Source organism: Kamptonema animale CS-326 (assembly GCF_028330895.1).
Taxonomy (GTDB): Bacteria; Cyanobacteriota; Cyanobacteriia; order Cyanobacteriales; family Microcoleaceae; genus Kamptonema; species Kamptonema formosum.
Window position 1 is genome coordinate 1 of record NZ_JAQMUA010000372.1, and the last position, 26,587, is coordinate 26,587.

The following is a 26,587-nucleotide window of genomic DNA, read 5'->3' on the forward strand; positions in this document are numbered from 1 at the left end:
ATTGTTAAAGCTCAACGAAAACCCAAGTTAAAATTGATTATCGCTCCCTTTCCGGATGCCACCCTACGTGGAGAACCATTTTTCTTTGAGCCACTGCCGAAAATCCCCTTGACAACTGGCTTTGAGCCTTAACTTGTCACCGATGAGAAGGGGTAGAGGAACGGGCGCAACTTGCTAGTGTATTATATATAGCCATGACCATTCTAGATAAACACAGTAAAGATTTTGACAACTTCATACTTGCAATCCGACCAACATAGGTTTGGTTTTAAACTTGAGTTTGTAAGGGATTCGGAGAACCCCTCTAGGGTTTTTTCTACGTTTTTAAAATTGATTGATTTTTGCAAAACAACAGATAAATATTTGCTTGATGCGCTTGATGCTGATATCGAACCAGCTTTTGTTTTGAGTGACATAGAAGAAGGTTCTATCAGCGTTTGGTTTAAAAATGTCTTTAAGTTACAGGAAGACATAAGGTCAGACTTAAACTTAGATAGTGTCTCTGGTTTTCTAATTCAGGCGAAGCGAGTTATTGTTGCTTTTTTAAGAGAGCGAAATACGATAAGTAAACCTTCGGAAATATCAAAATTACAAAAAGAATTATTGCAGTTATCAACCGGGGTCGAAAATAGCAGATTATTGGTTTACGCACCTCTAAGCCAGAAGGATTTATTGTCTAGCATAGACAAATATCAGTCAGCTATAAATGAGCTTCAACCTGGCGACAAGCTTTCTTATTTATACGAAAACTCTCAATTGCCTCTTAATACTAACTTCAATATAGTTGCAGACGTTCGAGATGAGCTGTTAACTAAAGAAACTAAAGTTACTCAATCAGAAATGATTTTAAAAATAAAAAAACCAGATTACTTGGGAGAATCCAAATGGGAATTTAAGTATGACAAAAAAATTATAGAGGCAAAAGTTGACGATTTAGAATGGGTAGAAAAGTTCAGAAATAAAGAAATTGCAATTCAGCCTGGAGATGCTATTAAAGCGATAGTTGAGATTACAACAAAATACGACGCTGATTACAAAGTTTTTTCTATAAAATATAGTATCCTGCACGTAACTGAAATTATTGCAACACCGGTTTACAAGGAAACACCCCTATTTGACGATATACACGAGCCTGACTAATCAAAATTTAAGTCTAATACCTCGCTATCCATATTATTAGGCGTATAAATAGTAATTATATTTTTTTCCCAGTCTATCTCAGCTTGTTTCCAATCCCAAGTATCAATTCCATATTCCGAAAATCTAGATATATCTTTAGGATTTCCTGTAAGAATAATAACTCGATCAAACTCTTTCTCTCTTTTTATACAAATTGCTTGAGCAGCAAGGATGACATCACCATCTAACTTATCGTCATTAGTTGTGGGTATGGCTTTTTTTCTTGTCCAAGCCCATAAGTTAGCAGCTTCTAACATAGCCTCAGAAGTAAGGGGAATGAGCTGCTTCCTTTCATGACAAAACTGGTCTAGGACGCGAATACTTTTTTGAAAATCTTCGCGAATTAATTTACGACGAACCTCGTAATCACATATTTCGGGAATTCTCACCTGTATTTTTTTATTCTTAGTAAAATCCGAAAACTTTTTTAATGTTTTACGGATTTCATCATTCGCTCGTGGGTGGGTGACTATTCCTAGAGGCCCACTGTCTAACAGCAGAAGTATTTTTAGGGACATGATGCAATAACCTCTACACCCTGTTATTTTTTAGTAATTCTTCCAGTCGAGGATACACCTCCCTATCATAGCTAGGATCTTCGTCCATTAACTCTTCAATCAAATCAAACATCTTCCTTGTAGCTTTTACCCCTTCCTCGAATTTTTCTTCTTTCTCCCGCTCAATCATGGCTTGTAGAGCATCCTGTAAATTAGGGGTAGGTTTGTCTTTCCTGAGTCTTCGCGCTCTTGCAACAGATTTTGGTATCGATAAATAAGAAGCTTTGTACTTCTCAAACAAATTTTCTTGGCGATAGATAGAAGGGAGAAACAATTTTATTCTCAAGGGCCATTCTCCCTTTCCTTCAAATCTGGATTTAGCTAAAACAGTAAAGTTTTTAGCTATTTCTATAAAGAAAGCCTGACTTTCATGTGAAAAAAAATCCCAGCATTCCTCAATTCCTTGAGAATATTTCTCAAGCTTAGTTGCATATTTATTGATATCAACAGGGAAGTCATTGTTATCAAATTCAACAGTTAAGCGGGTGGCTTCTAGGTATTTATTAGCACCTGCCACCATTTCAGCTATCGTATCGATTACATTTTTCCCCTTTAAAGCAGCAACTTCTCTTAAAAGTTCACCGACTTCGCTCTCTAATGAATTGGGGGAACTTAAGCTATTTTCCAGGGTTTGCTTGAATGTTTCAATATCTTGAATTGTCTTCTGATTGTTAAGAGTGTCTTCGCAAGGAGATAGATTGCTAAACATTATTTTGCCTCCTGTGTTAACTCAAAATTTAAAGTTGTGTCCATGAGGACTTACTAGCCTTAGATGCGCTTGTTTTCTTATAACACGATCATCGTAGCAGTTTTTGTTCAAAGCGTGGCCTAAGCAAATTAAATACATAAAAACAGCCCATCGGTCGGTTGATTGACTGGCTGTTTTCTGTCTCAACAGTAAAGCGCAAAATTATTGCCTTTCTATCTTTTCAAGGCGAAATATTACGCATTGGGAGACTACTGGGATAATTCTACAAATTTTGTAGATTCTCCCTTAATTCAGAAGTGGTATACTCTCTGCTGGTTTGAACGGGACAGACGGGGCTCGAACCCGCAACTTCCGCCGTGACAGGGCGGTGCTCTAACCAATTGAACTACTGTCCCAAGTTTTAAAGTTTTAAGGCACAATTTCTATTATGCCTATCTAGCCACAACTTGTCAAGGGGTTTGCTGAAAATTTATTCCGAACCCCAAAATCTGGGTAAATTGCAGGGGGTTAAAGTTATTGTCGCTCACCAAGAGGAGCGATCGCCTCCCATCTGCCAGCAAGGGCCCCAAGGTCAAACCCTCCAGATTATCCAGCCTCAGATTGAGTTCTTTTAAGTCCAGCAGCAGCCTCTTCTGAGCAGGCGAGACTTGGGAGAGGCGATCTTTGAGGCTGTCGATCGCCTGAATATTGTCCGCTTTTTCCAAAGAAACGTCAAATATCCTAATTGTAACGCCGTTTGCTTGAGAAAAGGCTCGCTCTAAACTCAGCAGGCGATCGTCTGCGATCGCGACTAAATCCACTAAACCATTAGTAATAAAACTTCCCGGCGGATTATACTCACCAACCAACGGTTCTGTAATATATACAAACTCCTTTTCTGGCTGATTATTAACCAGATTATAGCGCAAAATCCGGCAAGGCGTACCTGTTTGACTCGTTGGGACATCGCCATCTTGAACCAAAGCATTTTCTGTAGCTGTAAACAGATATTTCCGATCGGGAGTTACCGCCAAACTTTCCAAAGCCAAGTTATTACGAACACCTACATCGCCCTTAGCATTGGGCAAAAATTTATCAGGAATTGGTAGCGTTTTTAATAGCTTACCTGTCAGTGAAAAGGCCTTAATAAAAGGAGGAATTTTGCGCTCAGCATCTCCCTCGGAAGAGACAAAGACACTATCTCTACTAAAAGCAATTCCCTCGGAATCAAGACTCAAAGGAGCAAAAGGTTTGCCATTTTCATCTAACAGTGTAGTCACGCCTACAAATTGCACTCCCTCCGGTTTCAGCTTACCAGAACTCAAATCAACTTTGAGAGTGTAAAATCGAGCAGCAGCCTTTTGACTGCGGTCATCAGAAATAGCATAATAAACTTGTTTACTAGCATCATAAGTAATGCCTGAAAGTCCCCCTAATTGCGTTTCCTGAAACTCTAAGCCAGTCGAAAATGTTGCTTCCCCGATCGAATCGACTCTTGCGATCGTCAAAGGTAGGGCGGGCAAACCCATAACAATAGCTAAACTCAATCCTATTAACAAACAATAAAGCCAAGGCAGAAACTTGATGGTTTTGATCATGTCAAATTAGCACGGAAACCAGTATAACTCACTTCCAGAAATGGGCGACTGAGACTCGCAAACTCGCCGCAAATGATTAGCTAAGCGCTCCCCACCTAAAGGAGCTAAAATATAATCTTCCACTCCTAAAGTCCGGTCTACCCAAGGTAGGCTAAACTTAACTTTTGGACTAAGGGCAACAATTGGAACTTCCTGAAGTTGCGGGTAATGGCGAAGTTCTTCGGCCCAGGCTTTCCCCTGTGTTTCTGAAACTTCTGCATAAATCAGTACCATGTCTACAAAACTGGGCAAAAATTGAGAGTGAACTGCTTCTATATTAGATAAAAATGTGACTTCAAATCCATTAACGGAAAACAATCTTTTCAGATTTCTAGAGTTGTTCGGCGGTGTACCAATGGCAACTACGCGGGTTTTTTCTAATGTATTTTCCCAGTTATGCTGCCTTGTATCAGCCCCTATTTGCCCCGAATTTAAGGGGTTATTACAGAGAGTACAATTGGGAATATTGTAGGCACTTCCTTCCGAGACTGGAATAGGCAAATTGCAGCGGGCACACTGGATAACTGTACAGTTTCCTCCTAGAAAATTGCCAAAGCAATCAATATCTCCTTCCACATAAAGCTCTCGAAAGTCCCGTCGCTGTTGTAGCTGTTTCCACAGCTCCTTAAAGTCACTATGATAGCCCCAGTATTCATAAACTAATCCTCGAAAAAATAGCGGCCCGCTCATGGGACTCAGAACACTTTTGCCACGACTGACATAGTAGGCAATATAGCTCATTAATAACTCTATGTTTGTATTTTTCCCCCTAGTTTTTTGATGGCTTGGTATAGAATTACTAGCTGGATTTGGCGAAGGGAGAGAAATCTGGGGAATCAAAGCATGGTTATGATTTCTGGTAGAGCTCAATATCCTTGCTGTTTTCGCCTGAGAAAGGGCTAGTTCTGCATCCGCAATCAATTGATTAGCAGAGGATTTAGCGTCAGGAATAGTGCTAGCAACTCCGTAACTGAGAGTGACGTATTTACCGATCTGAGAATTGGTATGCGGGATTTCTAATGCTTTTACCCGAAAGCGGATTTCTTCTACAATTAGTACAGCATTTTCCGCCTCTGCATTTGGTAAAATCGCAGCAAATTCTGTGTCGCTGTAACGAGCTACTAAAGCACCTGAACGGTTCACATTAGAACGAATTGTGGTGGCGATTTGTTTCAGAGTGCGATTACCTGCTTGATAACCGTAGGTGTCATTATATTTTTTGAAAAAGTCTATCTCCCAAATAATCAGAGACAAAGGTATTTTTTCCTGTACTGCTCGCTGCCACTCTGATAGAAGATATTCGTCGAAGCGGGAACGGTTAGGAACCAAGGTAACGGGATCTAATAAAGTTAGTTGCTGCAATTTTTCCTGCGCTACTTGCAACTGCTGATTTAGATCTGATTGCTGAATCGCGATCGCAATTTGAGTTGCCATTCCTTTGAGCAAGTCGATCTCTGATTGTTGCCACTGTCGAGGTGTCGAACATTGATGCACAATTAACAATCCCCAGATTTGATTGGAGATGGGAAATTCTGACTCTGGAGTGTTTTGCAAAATTGGTACTGCCAGCCTTGCTTTGATATTAAAAAATGTTAATAATTGCAGCAGCCGCAGATCTAGTCCGGCATGGCGGATATCGGTAATCGCCAAAGATTCTCCTTGCTGATACTTTTGAAGGTATTTTTTTTCTAAAATAGAGGGATAGTGAATAATAAATTCCAGCATGGAAGGGAAACCCAAACCTACTGCCTCTACAATGGCTGAACCGTTCCCTTCTGTTAAAAAGCGGTGGATAATTACTCTATCCGCTTGCAGAAATTCCCGCAATTCTGTAACTGTGCTATTAAAATTTTCCTTCAGGTTTAATGAGTGGCGAATTCGATCTTGCATCGCTCCAATTAGCCGATCTCGATCGCACTGTTGCTCTCGCAATTGTTCTACTTGTTTGCTCTCAGTAAGGTCGCGGATAATATTTAATATAATTGTTTCTTCGCCAAGTTCTATGCTTTGGGCGGTGATTTCGATGGGAAATATGCTCCCGTCTTTGCGGATGTGAACCGTTTCAAAAGTAATGGCTTCCTTGTCTACTTTTGCCATTTGCTCAGCAAAGCTATCCAAGTTATCAGAAACTTGTAAATGCTGAATATTTAAAGAAAGCAATTCTTCAGGCTCATAACCGTAAGCCTTGGAAGCGGCATTATTCGCTTCAGTAATTCTCCCATCAAGCTGAGTAAATAAAATTAGATCGCGAGTATTTTCCGAAAGCAGTTTATAGCGTTTTAATGTCTCTTCTACATAACTATGTTTGCTGAGAGTGTTGCTAAAACCGTAGGGCATTTCCTGATTGCAGTGTCTGCACAACCAGTAAAGTTTTCCTAGGCGGACATGGGACAGCAAAGGGTAGGAACATAAGGGGCAAACATATTCACTCATAATATATAATTGTGATTGTGAATTGATTGTGAATCTAAAGGTGTTTTTTTAATCCGCAGCTAAGCGGCTGCTCCTGCAATTATTATCACTTGAAACTCATAAAAAATTACTATAAGTTTACAAACTTTTAATAAACTCAAAGAAACTTTGTGTATAAAAACTTTTTTTAAGATTTTATGAAGACAAAAAAACCAATTCTCGATCGCTAACAAATAATTAAATATTCTGTAAAAAGCTTGCTAACCAATCCTTAACATGGTAGGTGGCGCGGCAGTCATCCTCATTATAACGCACGATCGCATCGAGAAATGCGCGATCGCCCGTTTTTAACCACTCATCATACCAGCAGACGCACTGAGCTCCATTCGCTTTAGCGTCGCGCCACTCAAAACCCATCCAACGGGCAATGGGTTTGAGAGCATAACTATCTACGGGCAAGATGACAGTTTGCGTCACCTGTTTGTGAATATCGACAAAACGTTTGAGCACTGGTTGCCACTGGTAAGCTGGAGTTTTGTAGCGTCGCGCTAACCGCTTGACAGTCTGAATTTCGTAGTCGCAAAAATGAAAAATGGGAGCGATGGGATAACTCCAAACTAAGTCTAAAAATTGCTGCCAGATTAAACCTTCATCAGCGGGGATTTCTGCTAGTAGAGCATGATAAGTTTTTGTATTTTTAGACCGATCGACTACTAATACACCTTGCAGATAATCTAAATTTAGCTCTGGTTCTGCTTCGAGATCGAAGTATATTTCTACTGGGGTGGTAGTTAAAAAATTAGGTGGGTAATTTGATCTTGATATTTGGGAAGTAGGAGTTAGAAATGGGGAATTGGGACTTAGATTTTCTGAACTTCCATTTTCGGCGTTCAAATTTCGGATCATTGCTTGATTTTGCAGCTTTGATTGAGCTTGCTGCACCAACTGCGCTGCTATTCCGCCCTCAAATTCCCGGTAATTAATTAACAATTCAGGATTGGCTAACGCCAGAGATTCGACTGTAGTTAAATTAAGATTTTGTAGTTGAGCATAACGTGCAGGTGTGACTCCCGGCAAGAGAGAAAGGTGTTTTTTTGATTCGGCAATCCCATAACAACTGGTATACCAGCGGCAAAGATTGCACTTCTGACGAGAAATAAACATCTCTGGGTCGTTTTTTTCTTCAAACATCTGAATGCAATGTTTTAAGATTTCCTGCATTTGAGGCAACCGCTGCCACAAATTCACCGCATAAGGCCCTTTTTCTCGCAGAATTAGCCATGCAGTATCGGGCATTACCCCCTGTGCCGACGCTAGCACCTGAGCGTGAAAAGCACTAACAATTTGATAGTCAAGTTTGGGTCGCTTGGCGATCCAAATGTCAGCAGGAGCATACATCCAATCGCCAAGATCCGAATCACCCGGCTGTTTTACTAGCAAGTGGGGACGGCTGAGTAAGGCAATATTTGAAGGAAGAAATGAGGAATTTACTATATTGGAAACTTCCGAATTTTCGATCGATTCTGATAAATTTTCCGATTTCTCATGCTGCAAAAGCACTCCTCGATAAATGCGGTCAACGCCTTGCCGCATTAAACTTAAAGTAGCTTCTGTACCTGCTACCCAATCTCCATGAGGATAGTATGGTTGATGATATGCTTGCTGTTCTACAATTGTTTGGCGATAAGTTAAGCTATCGCGGATCAGTTTCAGCAGAAAATCGCTGGCTGGGTCTAGTTGGTTGATATCTCCGTAAGCATCTAAAAATGCTCGGCGATTGCAGCGTTGGTAGTTAAGAAGTTGTTTGTCTGTTATCAACATTTAGGGGATAATATGGATGTTAGCTTTTAATTTTAGATTGGGTGGATAGCTTATTCTTAAGGTTAACTGACTGCTGGACAAAAATATCAGGGATAACACCAATGACAAATTCAAAATTAGCAGCTCATCGGCAACATTTTCCAGCTTTAGCTAATAAAGCTTATTTTAACTATGGGGGACAGGGCCCCCTGCCCCAGATGTCTTTAGAGGCCATCAAGCGATCGTATGAATGCGTGCAGCAAATGGGGCCTTTTTCTAGGGAGGTCAATGCTTGGGTGACAGGGGAGGCGATCGCTACACGATCGGCGATCGCATCTGAGTTAAATGTCCCAGCGGAGGCGATCGCACTAACGGAGGATGTCACCGTCGGCTGCAATATTGCTTTTTGGGGCATTGACTGGAAGCCTGGAGATCACCTATTGCTGTCGGATTGCGAACACCCTGGTATTGTAGCAACTGCGATGGAACTTCAGCGCAGATTTAATATTGAAATCTCTACTTGTCCGCTAATGGCAACTTTGAATCAGGGAGATCCGGTGGCAGTTATTGCTCAACATTTGCGACCAAATACTAGACTTTTAGCAATCAGTCATATTTTGTGGAATACCGGTCAAGTTTTACCTCTAGGTGAGATTGTTAAAGTTTGCCATAATTCTCCTGTTTCTACTCTTAAAAATGGGATAGTCAGAGTGTTAGTAGATGCGGCTCAATCAGTAGGAGTATTGCCCTTGAATTTGATTGATTTGGGCGTGGATTTCTATGCTTTCACGGGTCATAAATGGTGGTGCGGGCCAGAAGGTTTGGGGGGACTTTATGTAAGTGCTGAGGCCTTGCCAGATTTGCATCCAAGTTTTATTGGTTGGCGTTCAATTATTATGGATAAAACTGGTAATCCTACTGGTTGGAAAGGGGGAGCGCAGCGTTATGAAGTGGCAACTTCTGCCTATCCTTTATATGCAGGTTTGCGGGAAGCGATCGCACTTCATCATCAGTGGGGAACTATTGAGGAACGCTATCAAGAAATCTGCCGTTTAAGTGGGTATCTTTGGGAGCGCTTATCTGAGATCGATGGCGTTAATTGTCTGCGGAAGTCACCGCCGGCAGCGGGTTTAGTTGCTTTTGAATTGACTAATGGAAAACCCCATAATCAGCTAGTAGATTTTTTGTATCAACAGAATTGTATGGTGCGGACAATTCTCTCGCCTGACTGCGTGCGGGCTTGTGTTCATTATTTTACTACGGAGTCAGAAATCGATCAATTAGTTGACGCGATCGCTAGTCAAAACGTATACTTTATATGAGATAAGCGCTCTTTTTTAGTAAGTGTAAATAATGATTATCTCATTAATACATACGCATTACAGGTGATCGTAGATGTCGGGAATGTCAAGGGGTTCAGACTTGTTCGACATCCGAATATAAAATTCTAGTTTCTTTTCCCCAGTCTTCTGTAGCCAAGCTTTTTTGGGAGATTTTTTTACATCAATCGCGCAGATATCTTTAGTATCAATTTTTTCAAACCTAATTTTGATTTGCTGAGTAAAATTTTTGCCAATATGATTACAAATCGAATCAAGAATTGTTCGCTCTAGCTGGTCAATATTTCGTTTTGATAGTAAAGACAAATCCTGTTCTAGTCCGAAAATATTACCATTATCTTCAACGCCAATAATGAGAGTTCCACCTTCAGAATTGAGAAATGCCACAATTGTCTTAAGAGTGCTAAATCTTAATTCTTTATTCTCACAATTGCGCCTAACATCCCACTGAAAGGTACTCTTATATTCCAAGCGATCGCTTTCAGGTAGTTTAATCAACTCAGAAATTGGGCGCAGATCGCCGATTTTTCGGATTGTTGTTAAGAATCGGCGTAGTTGTCGCTCTTCAATCCGTTCTTTCAAAACTTCTTCTGTATCTGCTGCATCAATCACCGTTTTGTTAATCACAGCAATGTATTGACCAAAATATGTTTGTTCCAAGGATTCTATATTCTCGTTAATCCATTGCTCATTCTGGATATTACCCCAACGGTTGAAGTAAGCGATCGCATCCTGAATTGATTCATTTAGCAGATCGAAAACATTACCTCGCATATTTTTAGAAATATAATCCCATGCGCCCATCTTGAAAGCAGCGCGACAATCGGCAACCGTATCATTTGCAGTCAAGATAATAACTACAGAAGAAAGATTGCGGGCTTTCACTTCGTCAATAACGGCAAAGCCACTGTCATCCTGCTCCATTCGCATATCGGCAATAATTACGTCAAAGGGATCTGCTAACTTCTCTTTTGCTTGAGCAACACTGGTCGCCGTTTCAATCTGCTCATAGCCATAGTCCCGAAGCCATTCCAGTAATTCATTCAAAAAGCGAGGATTATCCTCCACCAAGAGCAAATGGACGTTTTGAGTTTGCATATTATCTATTACGCATCTCCCTCAACATAAGGAATATAAATTTCAAACCTGGCTCCATCTTGTCCCGTTTCCCGAATATAGCCGTTCATCTGGGTCAGGGTTTTACGGATAATGAACAGCCCTAATCCGCTACCTTTACCCTCCTGAGATGTGGTTTTTAGGGGTTGAAAGATCCAATCTTTATTGTACTCTGGAACGCCCTTACCATTATCAGCAAATTCAATCAACAGATATTTTTGCTCTCCAGGGATATTCATGCCCCGAATTCCTGATGGGTTGACCACATCTTGAGAGGTGATATGAATCGTTAATTTCTGCTGGTCAGCATTGTGCTTTAGAGAATTTTCTACCAGTTCATTCAGGGCACTTTTTATCTTTTCCTCATCTCCATAGAACTGAGAGTCACCATTTCGTATTTGCAGAATAATCCAAGCATTATCAATTTGGCAAGTTGTTTTCCACTTTTCAAATAGTTCCTTTACCTTAAAACGATGATTTTTAATTGTGATGCCTTCGTTGATGGCTTTCAAGTCACTGAGAGCACTCTGGGTTAGTTCCAGTTGTACCAGCAATTTCTCAAACCGAGTGTAATGCTCGTCATTAGATGCTAACTTTCGCATTGCTCGTCGAGTCTTCGACTCAATCACAGCCAGTTGGTTATTCACAAAGTCAGAGATATCATGGGCAGTTTTGGAAATTACCGCCAAAATTTGCCCATAATCATCGTGAGGAACGGTTTCAATCTCAGATTTTTGTGCGGCTCTACGTCTGTTAACCTCTTCAAAGACATCTTCAATGTCTTGAATAATACCGCTTAATAAGGGATATTCGAGATCAGAGCGACGCGAAATTCGATAAGCGATTCCTTTCAGGATACTGATCTCATTGGCAATTTTGTGATACATTGCCCGATTGAGCATTTCAGTGTTGCTCAACCCGCTCTGGACATCAGTTTTGACCATTTCAAAGTAGTCTTCCTCACTAAGGTTAAGAGTTAGCATTTCCTTTGCTTCAGCATAACGTGGAGAATCTTTTTCAATTTGTTGTAGCATTGCAATGGCTGTTTCGTTGTGGGGATTATTAGCAAGAATACTTCTAGCACTGTAGAGCAGTGTTTTCTCTTTATCATCGGAGTTGGCAATTGCTGCCTCGAAATATTCGTTACCTTTCTCTGGTTGCTTAATCCAGTAGTATAGCCTACCTAAGTTGAGTAGAATTATATTAGCTTCATATTGAGTCAGAGCCTTGATTCTGATTGCTAGTAATTGGTTGATTGCCTCTTGGTACTTACCTAGTCTTTCTAGTGCAGGGGCGTATTGAAAATAGATAAAATTGTTTCTTGTATTAGGATTTTGCAATCCAATTTTTAGTGCTTTTTCAAAGAAGGGCAAAGCCTTTTCATCCTCACCATTTGATGCTAAAGCAATGGCGTATCTACTTAGTATTATTGCATTATTAGGTTCGATTTGAATAGAACGCTCAAACAACGGTAAAGCTTTATTATATTGATCAGTTACTATCAAAGCATAGGCATAACTATTTAGCATTATCGGATTATTATATTCAATTTCTAGCAAGCGTTCAAAGAACGGTAAAGCCTTCTCATACTGATTAGCTGCAATCAAACTATTGGCATAACTATGGAGAGTTTTCAGATTATTCGGTTCAAGTTGAAGTGCTTGTTCAAACAACTGAAAAGCCTTCTCATGCTGATTGGTTTCAATTAAAGCATGGGCATAACTCCTGAGAGTTATCGGATTACTCGGTTTAAGTTGAAGCGCTTGCTCAAACAACTGAAAAGCCTTCTCATGCTGATTCGTTGCCGTCAAAGCATTGGCATAACTCCTGAGAGTTCTCGGCTCATTCGGTTCAAGTTGAAGTGCTTGTTCAAACAACTGAAAAGCCTTCTCATACTGATTCGTTGCTGTCAAAGCATTAGCATAACTCCTGAGAGTTATCAGATTATTAGGCTCAATTTGTAGCGCTTGCTCAAAGAAATAAAAAGCCTTCTCATGCTGATTATTTTTAGTCAAAGCATTGGCATAACTCCTGAGATTTTTTGGGTTTTTAGGCTCAATATCTACTAGAGTCTTCAAAATTTCCAGCCTTTTATCTAGTCTGTTTCCCTCCTTTAATACCTTAGCATAGGAAGTTAATGCTTTACCACACTTTCTCAAAACTTCCGTATTATTAGGATCTATTTCCAAAGCTTGTTGGAAGATCGCGATCGCACTCTCATAATCACGCGCCTGCATGAGTTCTTCAGCTTGGTTTATTAAAAAATTGAGGCGATCGTTACTCATCACACCATGTCTCCGGTAACAAAGGCGAAGTTAAGCCAATAATTCAGAATTTAGCATAAAAATCTTGAATTTATTTTTCTATCTTACACGACCCCAAGGCGATTGCGAAACCTTCAAGTCGAATAGAAAGACGATCCCGATATTCATTACTCCAAATCTATAAACATTTTATGTTGCGAACGCCGCCCAGCATTAAGCCACCAAGCATTATCTAGTTCCCAAAGCCTGTCAACTGAATCGTCAGCGTCAATATCTGTGGCAATCAACAGTACCAGTTTATCATCATCTGGCGATGAACTTTCCGGGTCAATAGCCATATCTAAAATTAGTAAATTATCGGGAAAGTAATCGCGAATTTTATCTGGCGCTTGCAGTAAAACTGGAACCAAAAAAGGATGATTATCAAGGAATTTCAACCCCTCCGATCGCTCTCTAAGAGTATAGAGTTTTTCAATCTGTTCTATTTCAGTTTTATCAATCCCAACCCAGGGCACTACACTCGTTTGTCTTGCTGTCATCTTACATCTCCATAAATATATTTATTTACACAAATACCATTCTATTATAGAATAGTCTCTAAACAGAAAGCTTGATTAATCTTATGCCTAGACCAGCGTTATATATAGCCATCACCAATCACGGATTCGGCCATGCTGTCCGCGCCTCATCCATTGCTGGAACAATTCAGAAATTATATCCAGATATTTTATTAATTATGGTGACAACTGCACCGAGATGGTTGTTAGAATCTTACATCACAGGCGATTTTATTCACCGCCCCCGTGCCTTTGATGTTGGAGTTGTGCAATCTGATAGCTTGAATATGGATCGAGGCCTTACACTGGAAAAATTACAAGAACTTCGCACCCAACAGCGGTCAATTATAGCTAGTGAAGTTAATTTTATTAAGCAAAATCGCGTGGGATTAGTGCTTGCTGATATCCCCCCTTTAGCTGCTCCCATTGCTAAAGCTGCGGGCATTCCTTGCTGGATGCTGAGTAACTTTGGCTGGGACTTTATCTATCGCGATTGGGGCGGTGAATTTATAGAAATAGCAGATTGGATTAGCGAATGTTTCAGCAAGTGCGATCGCCTATTTCGCCTGCCTTTGCATGAACCCATGAGTGCTTTTCCTCACATTGAGGATGTCGGCTTAACTGGCGGCGATCCTCGGTATAATCTAGATGAACTTAGGGATAAATTTGGCCTCCAAGCACCTATTGAAAAAACAGTATTGCTTACCTTCGGCGGCTTGGGTTTAGAACAAATACCCCACCACAATTTACAACAATTTCCAGATTGGCAATTCATCAGTTTTGACCCTCAAGCACCCGCTTTACCAAACTTGATAAATATCAATAATAGGGATTCCCAAAAATCTACTTTAATCCCCTTTCGCCCCATTGATTTTATGCCGCTATGTGGGCGGTTAATTTCTAAACCAGGCTATAGCACTTTTTCAGAAGCTTTGCGTGTGGAAGTACCGATAGTTTCTCTCACGCGGGAAGGGTTTGCAGAATCTCCAGTGTTGCTAGAAGGCATTCAGAATTATGCTCACCATCAAATTATATCAAATGCTGATTTTTTTGAGAGTAACTGGGAATTTCTGCGACAATCTTTGCAACCGCCACGCTTATCGGATAAATTAGATAAATACGGGACTGAAACAATTGCACAATCTGTAGTTAATTATTTTCAACACTAAACCATGACTCACTATCAACAGTTAATCAGAATTCAAACCGCTGGTAAATCTCTATGTAACATCACTTCTAAGGTAGAAGATGCAGTAGTTAAATCAGGTGTTAAAATAGGACTCTGTACTCTATTTTTGCGTCACACTTCTGCTAGCTTGGTAATCCAAGAAAATGCCGATCCTGATGTGTTGCGAGATTTAGCTAACTTCTTAGCTAAGATTGTACCAGAAGGGCCTTATTATATTCACGATGCCGAAGGGCCAGATGATATGCCGGCACATATTCGTACCGCTTTAACTCATACTTCGGAACAAATACCAATTTCACAAGGGAGATTGGTATTAGGAACTTGGCAAGGTATTTATTTATGGGAACATCGACAGCGAGGAAATATGCGGGAAGTTGTCGTTCATATTAGCGGTGATTGAGGGAAATTTAGGATAGATATTGAGACAGCGATAGTGGGATAAATTTGTCAATATTGGAGCCATTTAACTGCGGATATTTTTATCCTCAAGTTGCTTTCATTCCTTCATAAAGAACATTCCAACGTCGAAAAATACGATCGAACTTACTATCCCATTGATTGCCTTCAACGTTGCGGGGAATTAGTGGAGGAAAATAGCGATCGCAATCCTCCAATATTTGAGATAAGATTCGATCGAGTTGAGTTATTGTGCGATCGCTAAATTTATGGCGAATATCTTTTCCCAATAAAAAAGCAGCCGCATCTTCAAATTCAATTTTCCCTTCAGATAGTTCGTCAATAAGTTCATCATAAATGCGATCGTCCTCACTGTAATTTTGTAGAATAAAATTAATATCTTCAATATCTTTGGCTAACTGTCTATCGTTCCAGGCTATCAGTTTGAGGGCGATAAAAGCAAATAAGGGAACTACCAAGAATTCAAGGTTATCTATTGTTTGGCTAATGGCATGACTTAAAGCTTCTTCTAATCCCAATAAATTCATCTCATTGCCATCTGGCCATTGAATTTGTTCGTTGGGTTGACCGATTTCTCCAAAGGGTACGATATCAACTTCTATATTTGTATTAATGTGAATAAATTTGTGAACGCTTGAAGTGGCTTGAAAACGAGGAGATATTCCTTTAGTCATGCGATCGCGCAGGATTTCAAATTTTTCCCAACTCTCCAAATACACAGCACAATCCCAGTCAGTCGTAGTGCGACCTGACTTTTTATATGGTATATCAAATATTAATAATCTCGCTCCTGCACCAGTTATTAGCATAGGCAATTTCAAAGCATCTACTACTTCCTTAATATCTGCTAAAACTTGCTTTTCTCTAGGTTCAAGCATTAAAATTAACTCCTCCGACCTTTTAATATTTTCTTTTCCCCAAATATCTTGCCTCTGGGTTCAATGTACTGATGATAAATACGCTCCGCAGTTTCCCGCAATCGTTCATTAGCAGTTAAGAGTAATTCTGCATGAATTAGCAATGGATCTGTAAGTATTTCGCCATGAAAATCAATGTTAGTATTTCTATCTGGATTTTCTAAATAATTAGTCCAGCCGTTATTTATTCCAAACTGCTGAATTAGAATAATTTCTCCTTCAGGAGAAGGCTGAAGCTTCATTTTTGCCGCAATTCCTATGACTTTTAGTTTTAGTCTTACCGAAGTTTTTGACTCATCATTTGGCAAATGCAAAGTAGCACTTTGAGGACGAAGGTAAGAGGTAGCAATGGCGGCCCCAAGTTCTCCCCCAATCAAAAAGCTACCTTCTTTTGCTATCTGAATAATGTTCTCTGTAGTTTCTGCAAAGCTGCGACCTCCTCCGGGGGTAAAACTTCCTAGAATAAGTTTAGCCCGGAGGCTTTCAGCATAGCCCATTTCCCATCTTTCTAATAGCTTAATATAGTTGATAATCCGATAATTGCCATCTCGCTGCCGTTGCAGATATCCTAATTCATATAAGTCTTGAATCGTGCGGCTGACAGTTGAAGGTGCAACCCCTGAAACCTTAGCAATTTCCTGATAGTTGGATTGTAAAATATGGGGAGATTGCAAAAAGCTATAGATAATTTTAAGGGTTGTAGCTGTAATATTAGAAGATAAAATTTTGGTAGTGGGAGGACGTTGACCGCGAATTAGAATATAAGTTGCTGGACTATTGAGATAGATGTTACCTGCTGTATCTATAAACTCGATATTATGTTTGAGAAAACGCTCGATGACTGCATTTGATAAGTAGCGGACAAATAGAATAACTTTTTGCCCGGTTTTTTCTTCAAGATATTTACAGTAAGAGATTGCCAATTCTGCAATTGTGGTATTAACAAATGGCTGAATTTTGTAAGTATATTGCACAGATTGTTGATGGGTATTTATGGTGAGAATTCCATCAGCATTTACTCCGGCAATAGTTAGGGGTTTGGTGTCAATAATAGCCTGAATATTAGGCAAAGCCTTAAAATGTTTTAGGCAGTCATTTAACAAGGGTTTTTCTTGTTTCATTGCAGCAAATTTTCATACTTAAAATGTTGAAAGTTACCGATACTTTTTATTATGGCACAATCCTAATAAAGTTTGAGTTAACAGTAGTCAGATGTCACCACTTGGTTATTTTGAGTCAAGTATTCATTTTTGGGCAAGCACGATCGCAATCTGTACCTCACTCATTTTAATAGATTCTGGAGTCATGGGCGAATTATAAAATAATCGGCGTGGTGGCCCCACAACTTCATATTCAGGATGTTGTTCTAACCAATCTTTTAACTTGTGCAAATTAGTTTCGTAGCTCTCCCAAGTATAAGCACCTTGCACGCCGATACTAACAACAGTCATCGGCTGATTATCTATCACCTTAACTCCTGGTTTCACGCTAGAAGGAGCAATATTGGGGTCGCCATATAAAAACGAAACTTCAGCTCGATTATCCTCTCCATTTGGTGTATCTGAAGTCACAGTATAACGCGCTTCAACGGGTGTAGTCATCGCAATTTGGTTGTTACTAATATGCTCAAATAAAGGATTGAAAGCAACTCTATTCGCTGCTTGTAAATCCCCATCGTGGGTATAGGTGACAGCGCGATAGGAGGGATATTGCTTAACTTCAATTGCACCGACTTGGGTGGGTTGAGGAAAACCTTGGGGTAAAGATGCTGACATTGTTTATCTCTTAGATTTTAGGTAGGACATAAATAATCGATTTGACAAATCATTATAGCTTGTCTATCATTAATAAATATAGTACACCGCAGAAAACAAATGACTCAAAATAACGATCTAATTCTGGTCACGGGAGCGACTGGAACCGTCGGCACGAACGTTTGTGAAAACCTAGTAAAAGCTGGTGTCGCTGTGCGTGCAGCTTACAACAGTCCTAAAGGAAAAGAGAAACTTGAAAAACTCGGTGTCGCTGAAACTATCCAATTAGATATCGCCGATCGAGCTAGCCTTGATGCCGCCTTTAGCGGAGTCACAAAAGCTTTTATTTTGGTTCCCGTACATCCCAATATGCTCGAACTAGGTTGCCAAACAATCGATGCCGCCAAACGAGCAAATATTGAATATATCGTCCGTAGTTCGGGGATGGGAGCCGCACCAGACGCTACTATTTTACTAAATTGGCACGCTCAAACAGACGATTATCTTAAGGAAAGTGGTATTCCATATACGCTGATTCGGCCCAATTCCTTCATGCAGAATTTTATCACATTTAACGGCTACGAAATTAAAACCCAAAACTCGATTTATCTTCCTTTGGGGAATGGCAAAGTAAGCTGGATTGATGTTCGCGATATTGCCACTTTTGCGGCTCAGTGCTTCATAGAATCTGGACATATTGGCAAAACTTACACGCTGACAGGGCCAGAAGCGCTGAGCATAGAAGAATGCGCTACCCTACTTTCAGCAGGTATTGGTAGGGTGATTACCTACTATGATATTCCTGAAGAAACAGCTAGAGCAGGAATGCTTGGTGTTGGGATGCCAGAAATCAGCGCCGATGCGATTCTCGGACTTTATGCCAGCTACAAAGCAGGATCTGCATCAGAAGTATCGCCTCAATTTGAGGAAGTGACAGGACAGAAGCTCATCAGCTTCGCCCAATTTGTAGAAGACTATAAGGCAGCTTTTGCAGCATGAAATTGTTGCTTAAAAACACTTTGTCAAAATCACAATCAAGAGAGAAAGACCGCAAATAAACGCAGATAACTTCTAATAATTATCTGCGTTTATCTGCTTACATCTGCGGTTAAGAAATCCCCTTATGCACCACCGCGTAATTTATCCAAAACAGTGCGATCTTCTAAGGTGGAAGTATCCCCTGTCACCTCTTGACCGGCAGCTAAAGAACGCAACAACCGCCGCATAATTTTGCCCGATCGCGTCTTCGGTAAGGCATCAGTAAACCGAATTTCTCCGGGACGTGCGATCGCGCCAATCTCACTGACAACGTGCAGTTTCAACTCCTTCTCTAACTGCGGACTCGAACTATACGCACTATCTAAGGTAATAAAAGCTACAATCTCCTCTCCCTTAATCTCATCCGGCTTACCCACAACCGCCGCCTCAGCGACCGCAGGGTGAGAAACTAAGGCTGATTCAATCTCCATTGTACCGAGTCGGTGGCCGGCAACACTAATCACATCGTCCACGCGACCCATCACCCAGAAATAGCCATCTTTATCCTTGTGTGCGCCATCGCCTGCAAAGTATAAATAATCGCCATTTTTCGGGCGCAAATATTCCCAGTAAGTGCGACGGAAGCGATCGGGATCGCCGTAAAGCGTTCGCATCATTCCCGGCCAAGGATGCTTGACGACTAGATAGCCGCCGCTTTCATTGGTAACGGGTTCGCCGTCTTGATCGATGACATCGGCCACAATTCCAGGGAAGGGTAGGGTTGCAGAACCGGGTTTAGTCGCGATCGCACCTGGTAACGCGGTAATCATAATCCCACCCGTCTCAGTTTGCCACCAAGTATCGACAATTGGACATTTGGAGTTACCGATAATCCGGTGATACCACATCCATGCTTCCGGGTTAATCGGTTCGCCAACGGTTCCCAATAGCCTTAAAGATGATAAATTACGGGCTTTGGGGTGATGTTCGCCCATTTTCATAAAGGATCTGATCGCAGTCGGCGCGGTGTAGAAAATGTTGACACCGTATTTCTCGATTACATCCCAAAAACAACCGGGGTTGGAATTACGCGGCGCACCTTCGTACATCAGGGTTGTAGCGCCGTTGGATAGAGGGCCATATACAATGTAGCTGTGACCTGTAATCCAGCCGACATCGGCTGTACACCAGTAAACATCGGTATCTTGCAGGTCGAATATCCACTTAGTGGTCATGTGGGCGTATAGATTGTATCCCCCTGTGGTGTGGACAACGCCCTTCGGTTTGCCTGTACTGCCGCTGGTGTATAGAATAAACAGCATATCTTCGCTGTCCATTGGTTCGGCGGGACAGTCGGCGGATATACCTTGTTGTAAGTCGTGCCACCAATGATCGCGGCCGGCTTCCATGTGAATTTGTTGTTTTGTCCGTTGAACCACCAAAACGTCTGTAACGCTTGGTGTTGCGCCGTTAGCGAGGGCTTTGTCTACTTGTTCTTTCAGGCCAACGATCGCATCTTTGCGGAAGCCACCATCTGCCGTAATTACGAGTTTAGCTTGGCCGTCGTTGAGGCGATCGCGCAAAGCTTCAGCGCTGAATCCACCAAACACTACGCTATGGATTGCACCAATTCTGGCACAGGCTAACATCGCGATCGCGGCTTCGGGAATCATCGGCATATAAATACCGACGCGATCGCCTTTTTGCACTCCCAATTGTTTAATTACGTTCGCCATTTGGCAGACTTCGCGGTGGAGTTGCGCGTAAGTGAGAGTCCGAGAGTCTCCCGGTTCCCCTTCCCAAATCAGCGCCGCTTTATTCTTTCTCCAAGTCGTCAAATGCCTATCTAGACAGTTGTAGGAAATATTAATTTTACCGTTGACAAACCACTTAGCAAAAGGCGGTTGCCAGTCGAGTACGGTATCCCATTTTTGGAACCAGTCAAGTTCTTTTTCTGCGAGTTCTGCCCAGAATGCTTGGGGATCGGCTTTAGCGCGATCGTAGAGTTGTTTGTACTCTTCCAAGCTTTTGATATGCGCTTTTTCGGAAAATTCCGCCGGTGGCTGAAATAGGCGTTTTTCTTGCAGTATTGATTCGATAGTATCTTGTGACATCGTTCTTAACTGTAACTTCAATTAGTCTTTTTAACTATTGTTTGCACAAGTTGGGACAAAAATATGTTTATTTTCCTTAAGACTTGAGAATCTCCTGTAAACTTAAATTTTAAACTATTGATTGAGTGGATAAGTTATGAGATAATAAAAATGGTAGTATCTTAGTTATCCTGTGGATGAGCGACGGTTTGATGAATTACCAAGTTGAGTTTAAGCCGAAAGCGATTAAAGATTTAGAATCTTTGCCAGTAGAGGTACAAAACCGAGTTTTGACCAAGATTGAGTTAATGCAAAATAACCTAACTGGGGATGTGAAACGCTTAACTAACTACACGCCAGAATATCGACTGCGGGTAGGAGATTACCGAGTTTTATTTGAAATCGAGGAAGATGTTTTGGTAATCTACCGTGTCAAACATAGAAAAGATGCTTACACTTAGACAATTGGAGGAAATATTAATGATTCCATTACATCCTGAGTTTATTACGAAAAATGGCAAAAAGGAATTTGTCGTGATACCTTACGAAGAATTTGAAGCACTGCAAGAACTAATTGCTGACATGGAAGATTTGATGGATTTGAGAAAAGCCAAGGAAGAAGATGTAAATCAGCCTTCAGTGCCGTTAGCAGAGGTGAAAAAAATGTTAGGATTTTAAGATATATAGGACTTACGCACCCAACAAAGAAACCGGGTTTTTTGACGAAAATACTTCGCCCTCACCCACAGATTCTCTCAAAAACCCGGTTTCTGCGACGACCTGCGTAAGTCTCGATCTAATGAAATTGTTGTTAAAATTGACTCTAAAAAAAGCCATGACTGAAAATTTAGAAGCAAGCCAACTTTCACTAAATGACGTTCACCGCCTTCTCAAACTGGAAAGACAAATAGAAGGTGCTTTTGCTGAATCTTTATCTCTGGAACCACTAACCGACGTTGAACAGCAGGAAATATTGGAGATCGGTCATAATTTTTGGCGTTATCTAGAAGCTGGAAAAATTTCTGAAGAACTGGTTAAATTTTTATTGCTTTCACCATTAATGAGATTAACAGGATTTTTCAAAATTCCTGTCGTCCTGACAATGGAAAATAGTATACCTATTGAAGTTGAAGATGAAGATACTTTAATTAAAGGGCAGTTAGATATTTTAGCAGTAAATCAGCCCGATGCAGCACTGACAGCAACGCGGTTTTGGATTTTAGTAGTAGAGGCAAAAAATAGTGCGATCGATCCTTGGGCAGGTTTACCGCAATTGTTGATTTATGCGTTTAAGAGTTTGCAACAGCAAACCTCTGTTTGGGGATTGACGACGAATGGACGTAATTATCAGTTTGTATATTTGAAGCGGGGAAATCCTTGTACTTATCAGATTTTACCAGAATTGAGTTTGACTGATACGGAGCGATCGCTTCAGTTAGTCCAAGTTTTGAAAGCTATTTGCAAGTTGCAGAATGTACAGTTACAATTAGCATAAAATATTACAAGCTAGTGCTATAATTAGAGTGAGCTTAGGCTAGTCTTTTTTCAAAAGGGTATGTCATCCAAATCGTCATCGATTGAGCCTGAACTTGAGCCTTCATCTCCCACGTTTCCGCTATTTTCTAGCTCTTTGATAATTGTCATAGTTGGCCATACATCTTCCAAAGTCATCCCTATTAAAGCTCCAGCCGCTTCCATATTCGCTACTGCTGGATTGCTATATAAAGGATTAATTGGTGCATCTTTTTGAGAGATTTTTATTAGCGCTTCTCCTGCCGTTTGCCGAATCATTTCTTGACTGTCTTGCAAGAGTTCAGTCAGATGAGATATGGCTCTAGGATCTTTGAGTTCACCAAGAGTTATTACTGCCCAATATCGAGTCAACCAATATTCATCTTTAAGAGCTTCTATAACTGGTTCTACCGCATTAGTACCGCCTAACCATCCCAGGAGCATTGATGCTGTCCCGCGCAAGTAATCTAAATTTTCATTTTCATCAGCTCTGCCATTAGTAGGGGGTTTTCTCAGCACCCGAATTAAAGGTGCTATTAACCGTTCATCCTGAGAAAATTTCAAGATATCTCCGACTTCATGGAGTAAATAAGAGCTAGTATTCCCATCTAATTGAGGAAGAATAGGTTCTGCTTGCTCTATTTTTTTCAGTGCTGCTTTTACTAATGGCTCTGAATTATATTTCCGCCAAATCTCCCAAACTTTATTTGTATCTTTTGCTAAATAGCCATCTGCTTCTCGGTAATAAGCAGTTTCATAACACTCAGCCAGAGTCACCATCATATCAGTGAGGCTGGCGTACTCCGCTATAACCGTATGACCGCCTCCTTTGAAATTGTAACAAACTACCTAGATAGATTTACAACCTTCATGAAAAGCAACATAGCCTGTATCACAGGACTCGATACCACAAAATATTTCTAAACTTGTAGGATTTTGAAAACCAGAAAGGCGCTTAAAAGCGGAGAGTCGATTTAATATTTCCGGATCTGTAACTGCATATTTTTTCCTTTTTAGATATTCATCAACGACAAACTGCAAATTTAAAAATCCCCAAGGGCCGAATCCTGAAAAACCATGATAGATGTCAAATAGTCCCGCATATTGCCATGTAGAGCCTGTTTGAGAGCCATTTCTCCACTGGTATAACTCGTAGATTTCGTCAGGTAATCGGATTGGCAAGTCTTTAACAATTTTCTCAATTTCAGTGTGAGTTAACCCAGGCTGTAGCAAAGAGGAGTCATATTCTACCCCAGGAAATTCCATCCAAGGCTTTTGTGGCAAAGCCTTTAAAATTCTGTCTAAGGCTTCAGTTAACTCTGACATCCTAAATACCTCTACTAACTACCTTTTGTTGATTTCAAATCACAATAAATTTGATGTTAGCGACTGCTTACAACTCACAAATTTAATAAATTTGAGAAAAGAGCGAGCGTCGCCCTCTATCGCCTGTTTAAAATGTATAATATTATACGCCATTTATGTTACAAGTGAGAAATTGAGGCGATCGCTCTCTAAGACAAAAGTAAAATATAACACCAGCGATCGGCAGACTCCTAATAAAACCATCGGTCATGGAACCTCTGGCGGATCTTAAGAGACAATGGAAGGGAAGTTATCCCCGCAGAAGTAACAGCAAGGTCAACCCTGGAACCATGAGACTCGACGAAGCCGTAGAATTTGCCGAAAACCCAGAGCCCCGATGCCCCTGCGTCCTCCTACTGGACACATCAGGCTCAATGCAGGGCCCACCCCTTGATGCCCTCAACGAAGGACTGCAAACCTTTAGGGATGACCTCACTAGAGACGAACTCGCCAAAAAGCGCGTAGAAGTAGCCATTGTCACCTTCGACAACAATATTAAAGTCGTGCAAGACTTCGTAACTGCCGATCAGTTCGAGTCCCCACTGCTGACAGCCCAAGGACAAACCCACATGGGCGCTGGTATCAGCTACGCCCTGGACATGATCGCCGCCCGCAAGTCGGAATACCGCAACAACGGCATCACCTATTACCGCCCCTGGGTATTTATGATTACTGATGGCGAACCTCAAGGAGAGTCAGAACAGCTTGTAGAACAAGCCGCCCAGCGGATCAGAGAGGAAGAAGCTAACAAGCGCGTTGCCTTTTTTGCTGTCGGCGTGGAAGGCGCTAATATCTCACGTTTAGCCCAAATTGTCGATCGCACTCCCGTAAAACTTAGAGGGTTAGATTTCCGCGAAATGTTCATCTGGCTGTCCGCGAGTATGCAGAGAGTATCCCACTCAAAAATTGACGAACAAGTAGCACTCCCGCCCCCTGGATGGGGAACAGTTTAGTAATTGTTAACTGTTAACTGTTAACTGTTAACTGTTAACTGCTAACTGTTAACTGTTGACAGTTAATTGTTAACTAACAACCAACAACTAACAACTAACAACTAACAACTAACAACCAACAACTAACAACTAACAACCAACAACTAACAACCAACAAATGACAGAAGATAAAGGACAAATAATTAAATGCCGAATTGTAGCGGCATCAGTGATGGGGACAAGTCACGAAAAGCGATCGCAACCCTGCCAAGATGCCCATAGATGGGAACTCCTACCAGACGGCATTTTAGTCGCCGCAGTTGCAGACGGTGCCGGTTCAGCTACACTTGCAGAAGTGGGAGCTCAAATTGCAGTCACAGCCTCCGTAGAAGCCATTTCTCAGAACCAGCAAACATGGTTTGAAGATGACAGCAATTGGCATCAATTGCTCGCTGAAGCCCTGAAAACAGCGCGGGAGGCTGTTGAAGCAGAAGCAAAAGTTAGAGAAGTCAAAGCGCGAGATTTAGCCAGTACATTAATTTTAGCTATAGCTACTCCTTACCTGTTAGCAGTTGCCCAAATTGGGGACGGTGCGGCAGTGGTAGGAGATAGCGAAGGCAATGTTATCGCAGTGACAGTTCCACCCTGTGGCGAGTACATTAATGAAACTATATTCCTGATTTCAGATAATGCTTTGGAAACAGCACAATTGCAAGTATGGCGAGGAAAATTAACGCATTTAGCTCTTTTCTCCGATGGTTTGCAAATGTTAGCCTTAAAGATGCCAGACGGCACGCCTCATGTTCCCTTCTTTTCCCCCTTATTCCGGTTTGCGGCACAAATAGAGGATGAAGTAGAAGCAAAACAGCAGTTAGAATCATTTTTGCGATCGCCCCGCGTTACCGAACGCACTGACGACGATTTAACCTTATTATTGGCAAGTTTTTCTAGTTAGGAGATCGAGCAATGGAACCCAAAAGATATTATTTTAAGCTAGAAATGGAACAGTTGCCAGACGATGTTTGGCAGCAGTTTAAATATAGCGACATTGTAAAAACAATGAAATTTCAAGATAAATTAGAAATTGTAGAACAGATTGAAACACTGCCCGAACCAATTTTTGATAATTTAAAACAAACCCTCAGAAAAATTAGGGATGAAAACTTCTTTAAACTCATCAAAGCCAATCCCGAAAAGTTTGAATGGTTTCTGACCGCCTCGGTAGTCGTCTCAGAGGAAGAAAGGCGTTTGGAGGCCTTGGAGGATGAAGCATGGAAAGATTTGTAAAGGGTGATGTTGTAGTGACTTTATTTCCCTATTCAGACTTTAGCAAAACGAAACGCCGTCCTGCTCTAATTTTAGCTGTGCTCCCTGGAGAAAATGTAATTGCGTGTCAGATTACCAGTCAGCCAATTATTAATCGTTACGCAATTTCGATTAGCCCCACAGATTTTACCGCAGGTTCCCTGAAAAAAGACAGTAAGATTCGCCCAGAAGTAACCCATACAATTGAGCGCAGTGTTATTAGTTACAAAGTCGGGAGTTTTACACCGGAGAAAGTAGAGGAAGTAATTAAGAAACTGGTAGAAATCCTAGAAGGATAGTAAATCACTATAATAAAAAAACCGCCGAAAACCCCTCTCAACCGCTGATAAAGTAAGGTGGGCTCAAGCCGCAAAAAACTTATAACTCATAGCTTAAGATGGTTGTCGGCTTGCGCCCACCCTAAAAGGTTTTCTCTTCCTTCTTCTTTCTGATATATAGCAACCGCCAAGATGGTTAGGACACTCCGAATGGCTGAAACCATTGATTCTCTTCCCCTCTTCCCCTCTTCCCCTAGCCCCCAGCCCCTAACCCCTAGCCCCTTCTTCCCCTAGTCC

The 26,587-nt window shown here is 41.1% G+C and carries 26 protein-coding genes and 1 tRNA gene; 12 read left to right on the forward strand and 15 right to left on the reverse strand.

The window, feature by feature from the left end:
• The first annotated feature begins 225 nt into the window (after positions 1–225).
• Complete coding sequence (locus tag PN499_RS21640; protein WP_272034507.1) at positions 226–1,140, forward strand: LAPAL motif-containing putative phage structural protein; 915 nt, start codon at positions 226–228, stop codon at positions 1,138–1,140.
• Here the strand turns inward: PN499_RS21640 and PN499_RS21645 are convergent.
• The 6 genes from PN499_RS21645 to PN499_RS21670 form a co-directional block, all read right to left on the reverse strand.
• Positions 1,137–1,697, reverse strand: coding sequence for a PIN domain-containing protein (locus tag PN499_RS21645; RefSeq protein ID WP_272034508.1), 561 nt, complete (start codon positions 1,695–1,697; stop codon positions 1,137–1,139). The genes PN499_RS21640 and PN499_RS21645 overlap by 4 nt on opposite strands.
• Positions 1,698–1,710: 13 nt before the next feature.
• On the reverse strand, positions 1,711–2,445 hold the full coding sequence (locus tag PN499_RS21650) for a hypothetical protein (protein ID WP_272034510.1): 735 nt from the start codon (positions 2,443–2,445) through the stop codon (positions 1,711–1,713).
• 321 nt (positions 2,446–2,766) lie between these two features.
• A tRNA-Asp gene (locus PN499_RS21655) sits at positions 2,767–2,840 on the reverse strand.
• A gap of 54 nt (positions 2,841–2,894) precedes the next feature.
• Positions 2,895–4,022 carry an esterase-like activity of phytase family protein gene (locus PN499_RS21660; RefSeq protein WP_272034514.1) on the reverse strand — a complete coding sequence of 376 codons (1,128 nt, stop codon included), beginning with the start codon at positions 4,020–4,022 and terminating at the stop codon, positions 2,895–2,897.
• Positions 4,023–4,028: 6 nt separating this feature from the next.
• Positions 4,029–6,494 (reverse strand): diguanylate cyclase domain-containing protein, encoded by a 2,466-nt coding sequence (locus tag PN499_RS21665; protein ID WP_272034516.1) that lies wholly within the window; start codon positions 6,492–6,494, stop codon positions 4,029–4,031.
• Between the two features lie 216 nt (positions 6,495–6,710).
• Entirely contained in the window at positions 6,711–8,294 is a 1,584-nt protein-coding gene (locus PN499_RS21670) for a TM0106 family RecB-like putative nuclease (protein WP_272034517.1), read from the reverse strand.
• A 101-nt stretch (positions 8,295–8,395) separates the two neighbouring features.
• On the opposite strand from PN499_RS21670, the gene PN499_RS21675 reads away from it, so the two are divergent.
• Complete coding sequence (locus PN499_RS21675; RefSeq protein ID WP_272034518.1) at positions 8,396–9,595, forward strand: aminotransferase class V-fold PLP-dependent enzyme; 1,200 nt, start codon at positions 8,396–8,398, stop codon at positions 9,593–9,595.
• 57 nt (positions 9,596–9,652) lie between these two features.
• On the opposite strand, the gene PN499_RS21680 is transcribed toward PN499_RS21675, so the two are convergent.
• From PN499_RS21680 to PN499_RS21690, 3 genes are all read right to left on the reverse strand, one after another.
• Positions 9,653–10,711, reverse strand: a complete 1,059-nt coding sequence (locus tag PN499_RS21680; RefSeq protein ID WP_272034519.1) for an RNA-binding domain-containing protein — start codon at positions 10,709–10,711, stop codon at positions 9,653–9,655.
• An 8-nt stretch (positions 10,712–10,719) separates the two neighbouring features.
• Positions 10,720–13,014 carry a tetratricopeptide repeat protein gene (locus tag PN499_RS21685; protein WP_272034520.1) on the reverse strand — a complete coding sequence of 765 codons (2,295 nt, stop codon included), beginning with the start codon at positions 13,012–13,014 and terminating at the stop codon, positions 10,720–10,722.
• A 146-nt stretch (positions 13,015–13,160) separates the two neighbouring features.
• Positions 13,161–13,532 carry a hypothetical protein gene (locus PN499_RS21690; RefSeq protein WP_272034521.1) on the reverse strand — a complete coding sequence of 124 codons (372 nt, stop codon included), beginning with the start codon at positions 13,530–13,532 and terminating at the stop codon, positions 13,161–13,163.
• A gap of 83 nt (positions 13,533–13,615) precedes the next feature.
• On the opposite strand from PN499_RS21690, the gene PN499_RS21695 reads away from it, so the two are divergent.
• Both PN499_RS21695 and PN499_RS21700 read left to right on the forward strand, forming a co-directional pair.
• Complete coding sequence (locus tag PN499_RS21695; RefSeq protein ID WP_272034522.1) at positions 13,616–14,719, forward strand: precorrin-6A/cobalt-precorrin-6A reductase family protein; 1,104 nt, start codon at positions 13,616–13,618, stop codon at positions 14,717–14,719.
• 3 nt (positions 14,720–14,722) lie between these two features.
• Complete coding sequence (locus tag PN499_RS21700; protein ID WP_272034523.1) at positions 14,723–15,139, forward strand: secondary thiamine-phosphate synthase enzyme YjbQ; 417 nt, start codon at positions 14,723–14,725, stop codon at positions 15,137–15,139.
• A gap of 85 nt (positions 15,140–15,224) precedes the next feature.
• Here PN499_RS21700 and PN499_RS21705 read toward each other — a convergent pair whose 3' ends face one another.
• From PN499_RS21705 to PN499_RS21715, 3 genes are all read right to left on the reverse strand, one after another.
• On the reverse strand, positions 15,225–16,034 hold the full coding sequence (locus PN499_RS21705; protein ID WP_272034524.1) for a nucleotidyl transferase AbiEii/AbiGii toxin family protein: 810 nt from the start codon (positions 16,032–16,034) through the stop codon (positions 15,225–15,227).
• A gap of 5 nt (positions 16,035–16,039) precedes the next feature.
• The gene (locus PN499_RS21710) at positions 16,040–17,194 is read right to left on the reverse strand and encodes a type IV toxin-antitoxin system AbiEi family antitoxin (RefSeq protein ID WP_272034525.1); all 1,155 of its coding nucleotides are present in this window, start codon (positions 17,192–17,194) and stop codon (positions 16,040–16,042) included.
• 123 nt (positions 17,195–17,317) lie between these two features.
• A complete protein-coding gene (locus tag PN499_RS21715; protein WP_272034526.1) occupies positions 17,318–17,848 on the reverse strand; it encodes a heme-binding protein in 531 nt (176 codons plus the stop codon).
• A 99-nt stretch (positions 17,849–17,947) separates the two neighbouring features.
• On the opposite strand from PN499_RS21715, the gene PN499_RS21720 reads away from it, so the two are divergent.
• Positions 17,948–18,826, forward strand: coding sequence for an SDR family oxidoreductase (locus tag PN499_RS21720; protein WP_272034527.1), 879 nt, complete (start codon positions 17,948–17,950; stop codon positions 18,824–18,826).
• Between the two features lie 122 nt (positions 18,827–18,948).
• Here PN499_RS21720 and acs read toward each other — a convergent pair whose 3' ends face one another.
• Complete coding sequence (gene acs, locus PN499_RS21725) at positions 18,949–20,919, reverse strand: acetate--CoA ligase (RefSeq protein ID WP_272034528.1); 1,971 nt, start codon at positions 20,917–20,919, stop codon at positions 18,949–18,951.
• A 191-nt stretch (positions 20,920–21,110) separates the two neighbouring features.
• Here acs and PN499_RS21730 point away from each other — a divergent pair, with 191 nt between their 5' ends.
• From PN499_RS21730 to PN499_RS21740, 3 genes are all read left to right on the forward strand, one after another.
• Positions 21,111–21,359 (forward strand): type II toxin-antitoxin system RelE family toxin, encoded by a 249-nt coding sequence (locus PN499_RS21730; RefSeq protein WP_026103696.1) that lies wholly within the window; start codon positions 21,111–21,113, stop codon positions 21,357–21,359.
• A 19-nt stretch (positions 21,360–21,378) separates the two neighbouring features.
• On the forward strand, positions 21,379–21,576 hold the full coding sequence (locus PN499_RS21735; RefSeq protein WP_007357448.1) for a type II toxin-antitoxin system prevent-host-death family antitoxin: 198 nt from the start codon (positions 21,379–21,381) through the stop codon (positions 21,574–21,576).
• 157 nt (positions 21,577–21,733) lie between these two features.
• Positions 21,734–22,393, forward strand: a complete 660-nt coding sequence (locus PN499_RS21740; protein ID WP_272034530.1) for a restriction endonuclease subunit R — start codon at positions 21,734–21,736, stop codon at positions 22,391–22,393.
• A 50-nt stretch (positions 22,394–22,443) separates the two neighbouring features.
• Here PN499_RS21740 and PN499_RS21745 read toward each other — a convergent pair whose 3' ends face one another.
• Together PN499_RS21745 and PN499_RS21750 are read right to left on the reverse strand one after the other, a co-directional pair.
• Positions 22,444–23,193 (reverse strand): HEAT repeat domain-containing protein, encoded by a 750-nt coding sequence (locus PN499_RS21745; protein WP_272034532.1) that lies wholly within the window; start codon positions 23,191–23,193, stop codon positions 22,444–22,446.
• Between the two features lie 66 nt (positions 23,194–23,259).
• A complete protein-coding gene (locus PN499_RS21750) occupies positions 23,260–23,736 on the reverse strand; it encodes an SMI1/KNR4 family protein (RefSeq protein WP_272034534.1) in 477 nt (158 codons plus the stop codon).
• A gap of 329 nt (positions 23,737–24,065) precedes the next feature.
• On the opposite strand from PN499_RS21750, the gene PN499_RS21755 reads away from it, so the two are divergent.
• From PN499_RS21755 to PN499_RS21770, 4 genes are all read left to right on the forward strand, one after another.
• Positions 24,066–24,728, forward strand: coding sequence for a vWA domain-containing protein (locus tag PN499_RS21755; RefSeq protein WP_272034535.1), 663 nt, complete (start codon positions 24,066–24,068; stop codon positions 24,726–24,728).
• Positions 24,729–24,885: 157 nt separating this feature from the next.
• Positions 24,886–25,662 carry a PP2C family serine/threonine-protein phosphatase gene (locus PN499_RS21760; RefSeq protein WP_007357454.1) on the forward strand — a complete coding sequence of 259 codons (777 nt, stop codon included), beginning with the start codon at positions 24,886–24,888 and terminating at the stop codon, positions 25,660–25,662.
• Between the two features lie 11 nt (positions 25,663–25,673).
• Positions 25,674–25,994 carry a hypothetical protein gene (locus tag PN499_RS21765; RefSeq protein WP_272034536.1) on the forward strand — a complete coding sequence of 107 codons (321 nt, stop codon included), beginning with the start codon at positions 25,674–25,676 and terminating at the stop codon, positions 25,992–25,994.
• Positions 25,979–26,311 (forward strand): type II toxin-antitoxin system PemK/MazF family toxin, encoded by a 333-nt coding sequence (locus PN499_RS21770; protein ID WP_272034537.1) that lies wholly within the window; start codon positions 25,979–25,981, stop codon positions 26,309–26,311. Before PN499_RS21765 ends, PN499_RS21770 begins: the two co-directional genes overlap by 16 nt.
• The last annotated feature ends 276 nt before the right edge of the window (positions 26,312–26,587 follow it).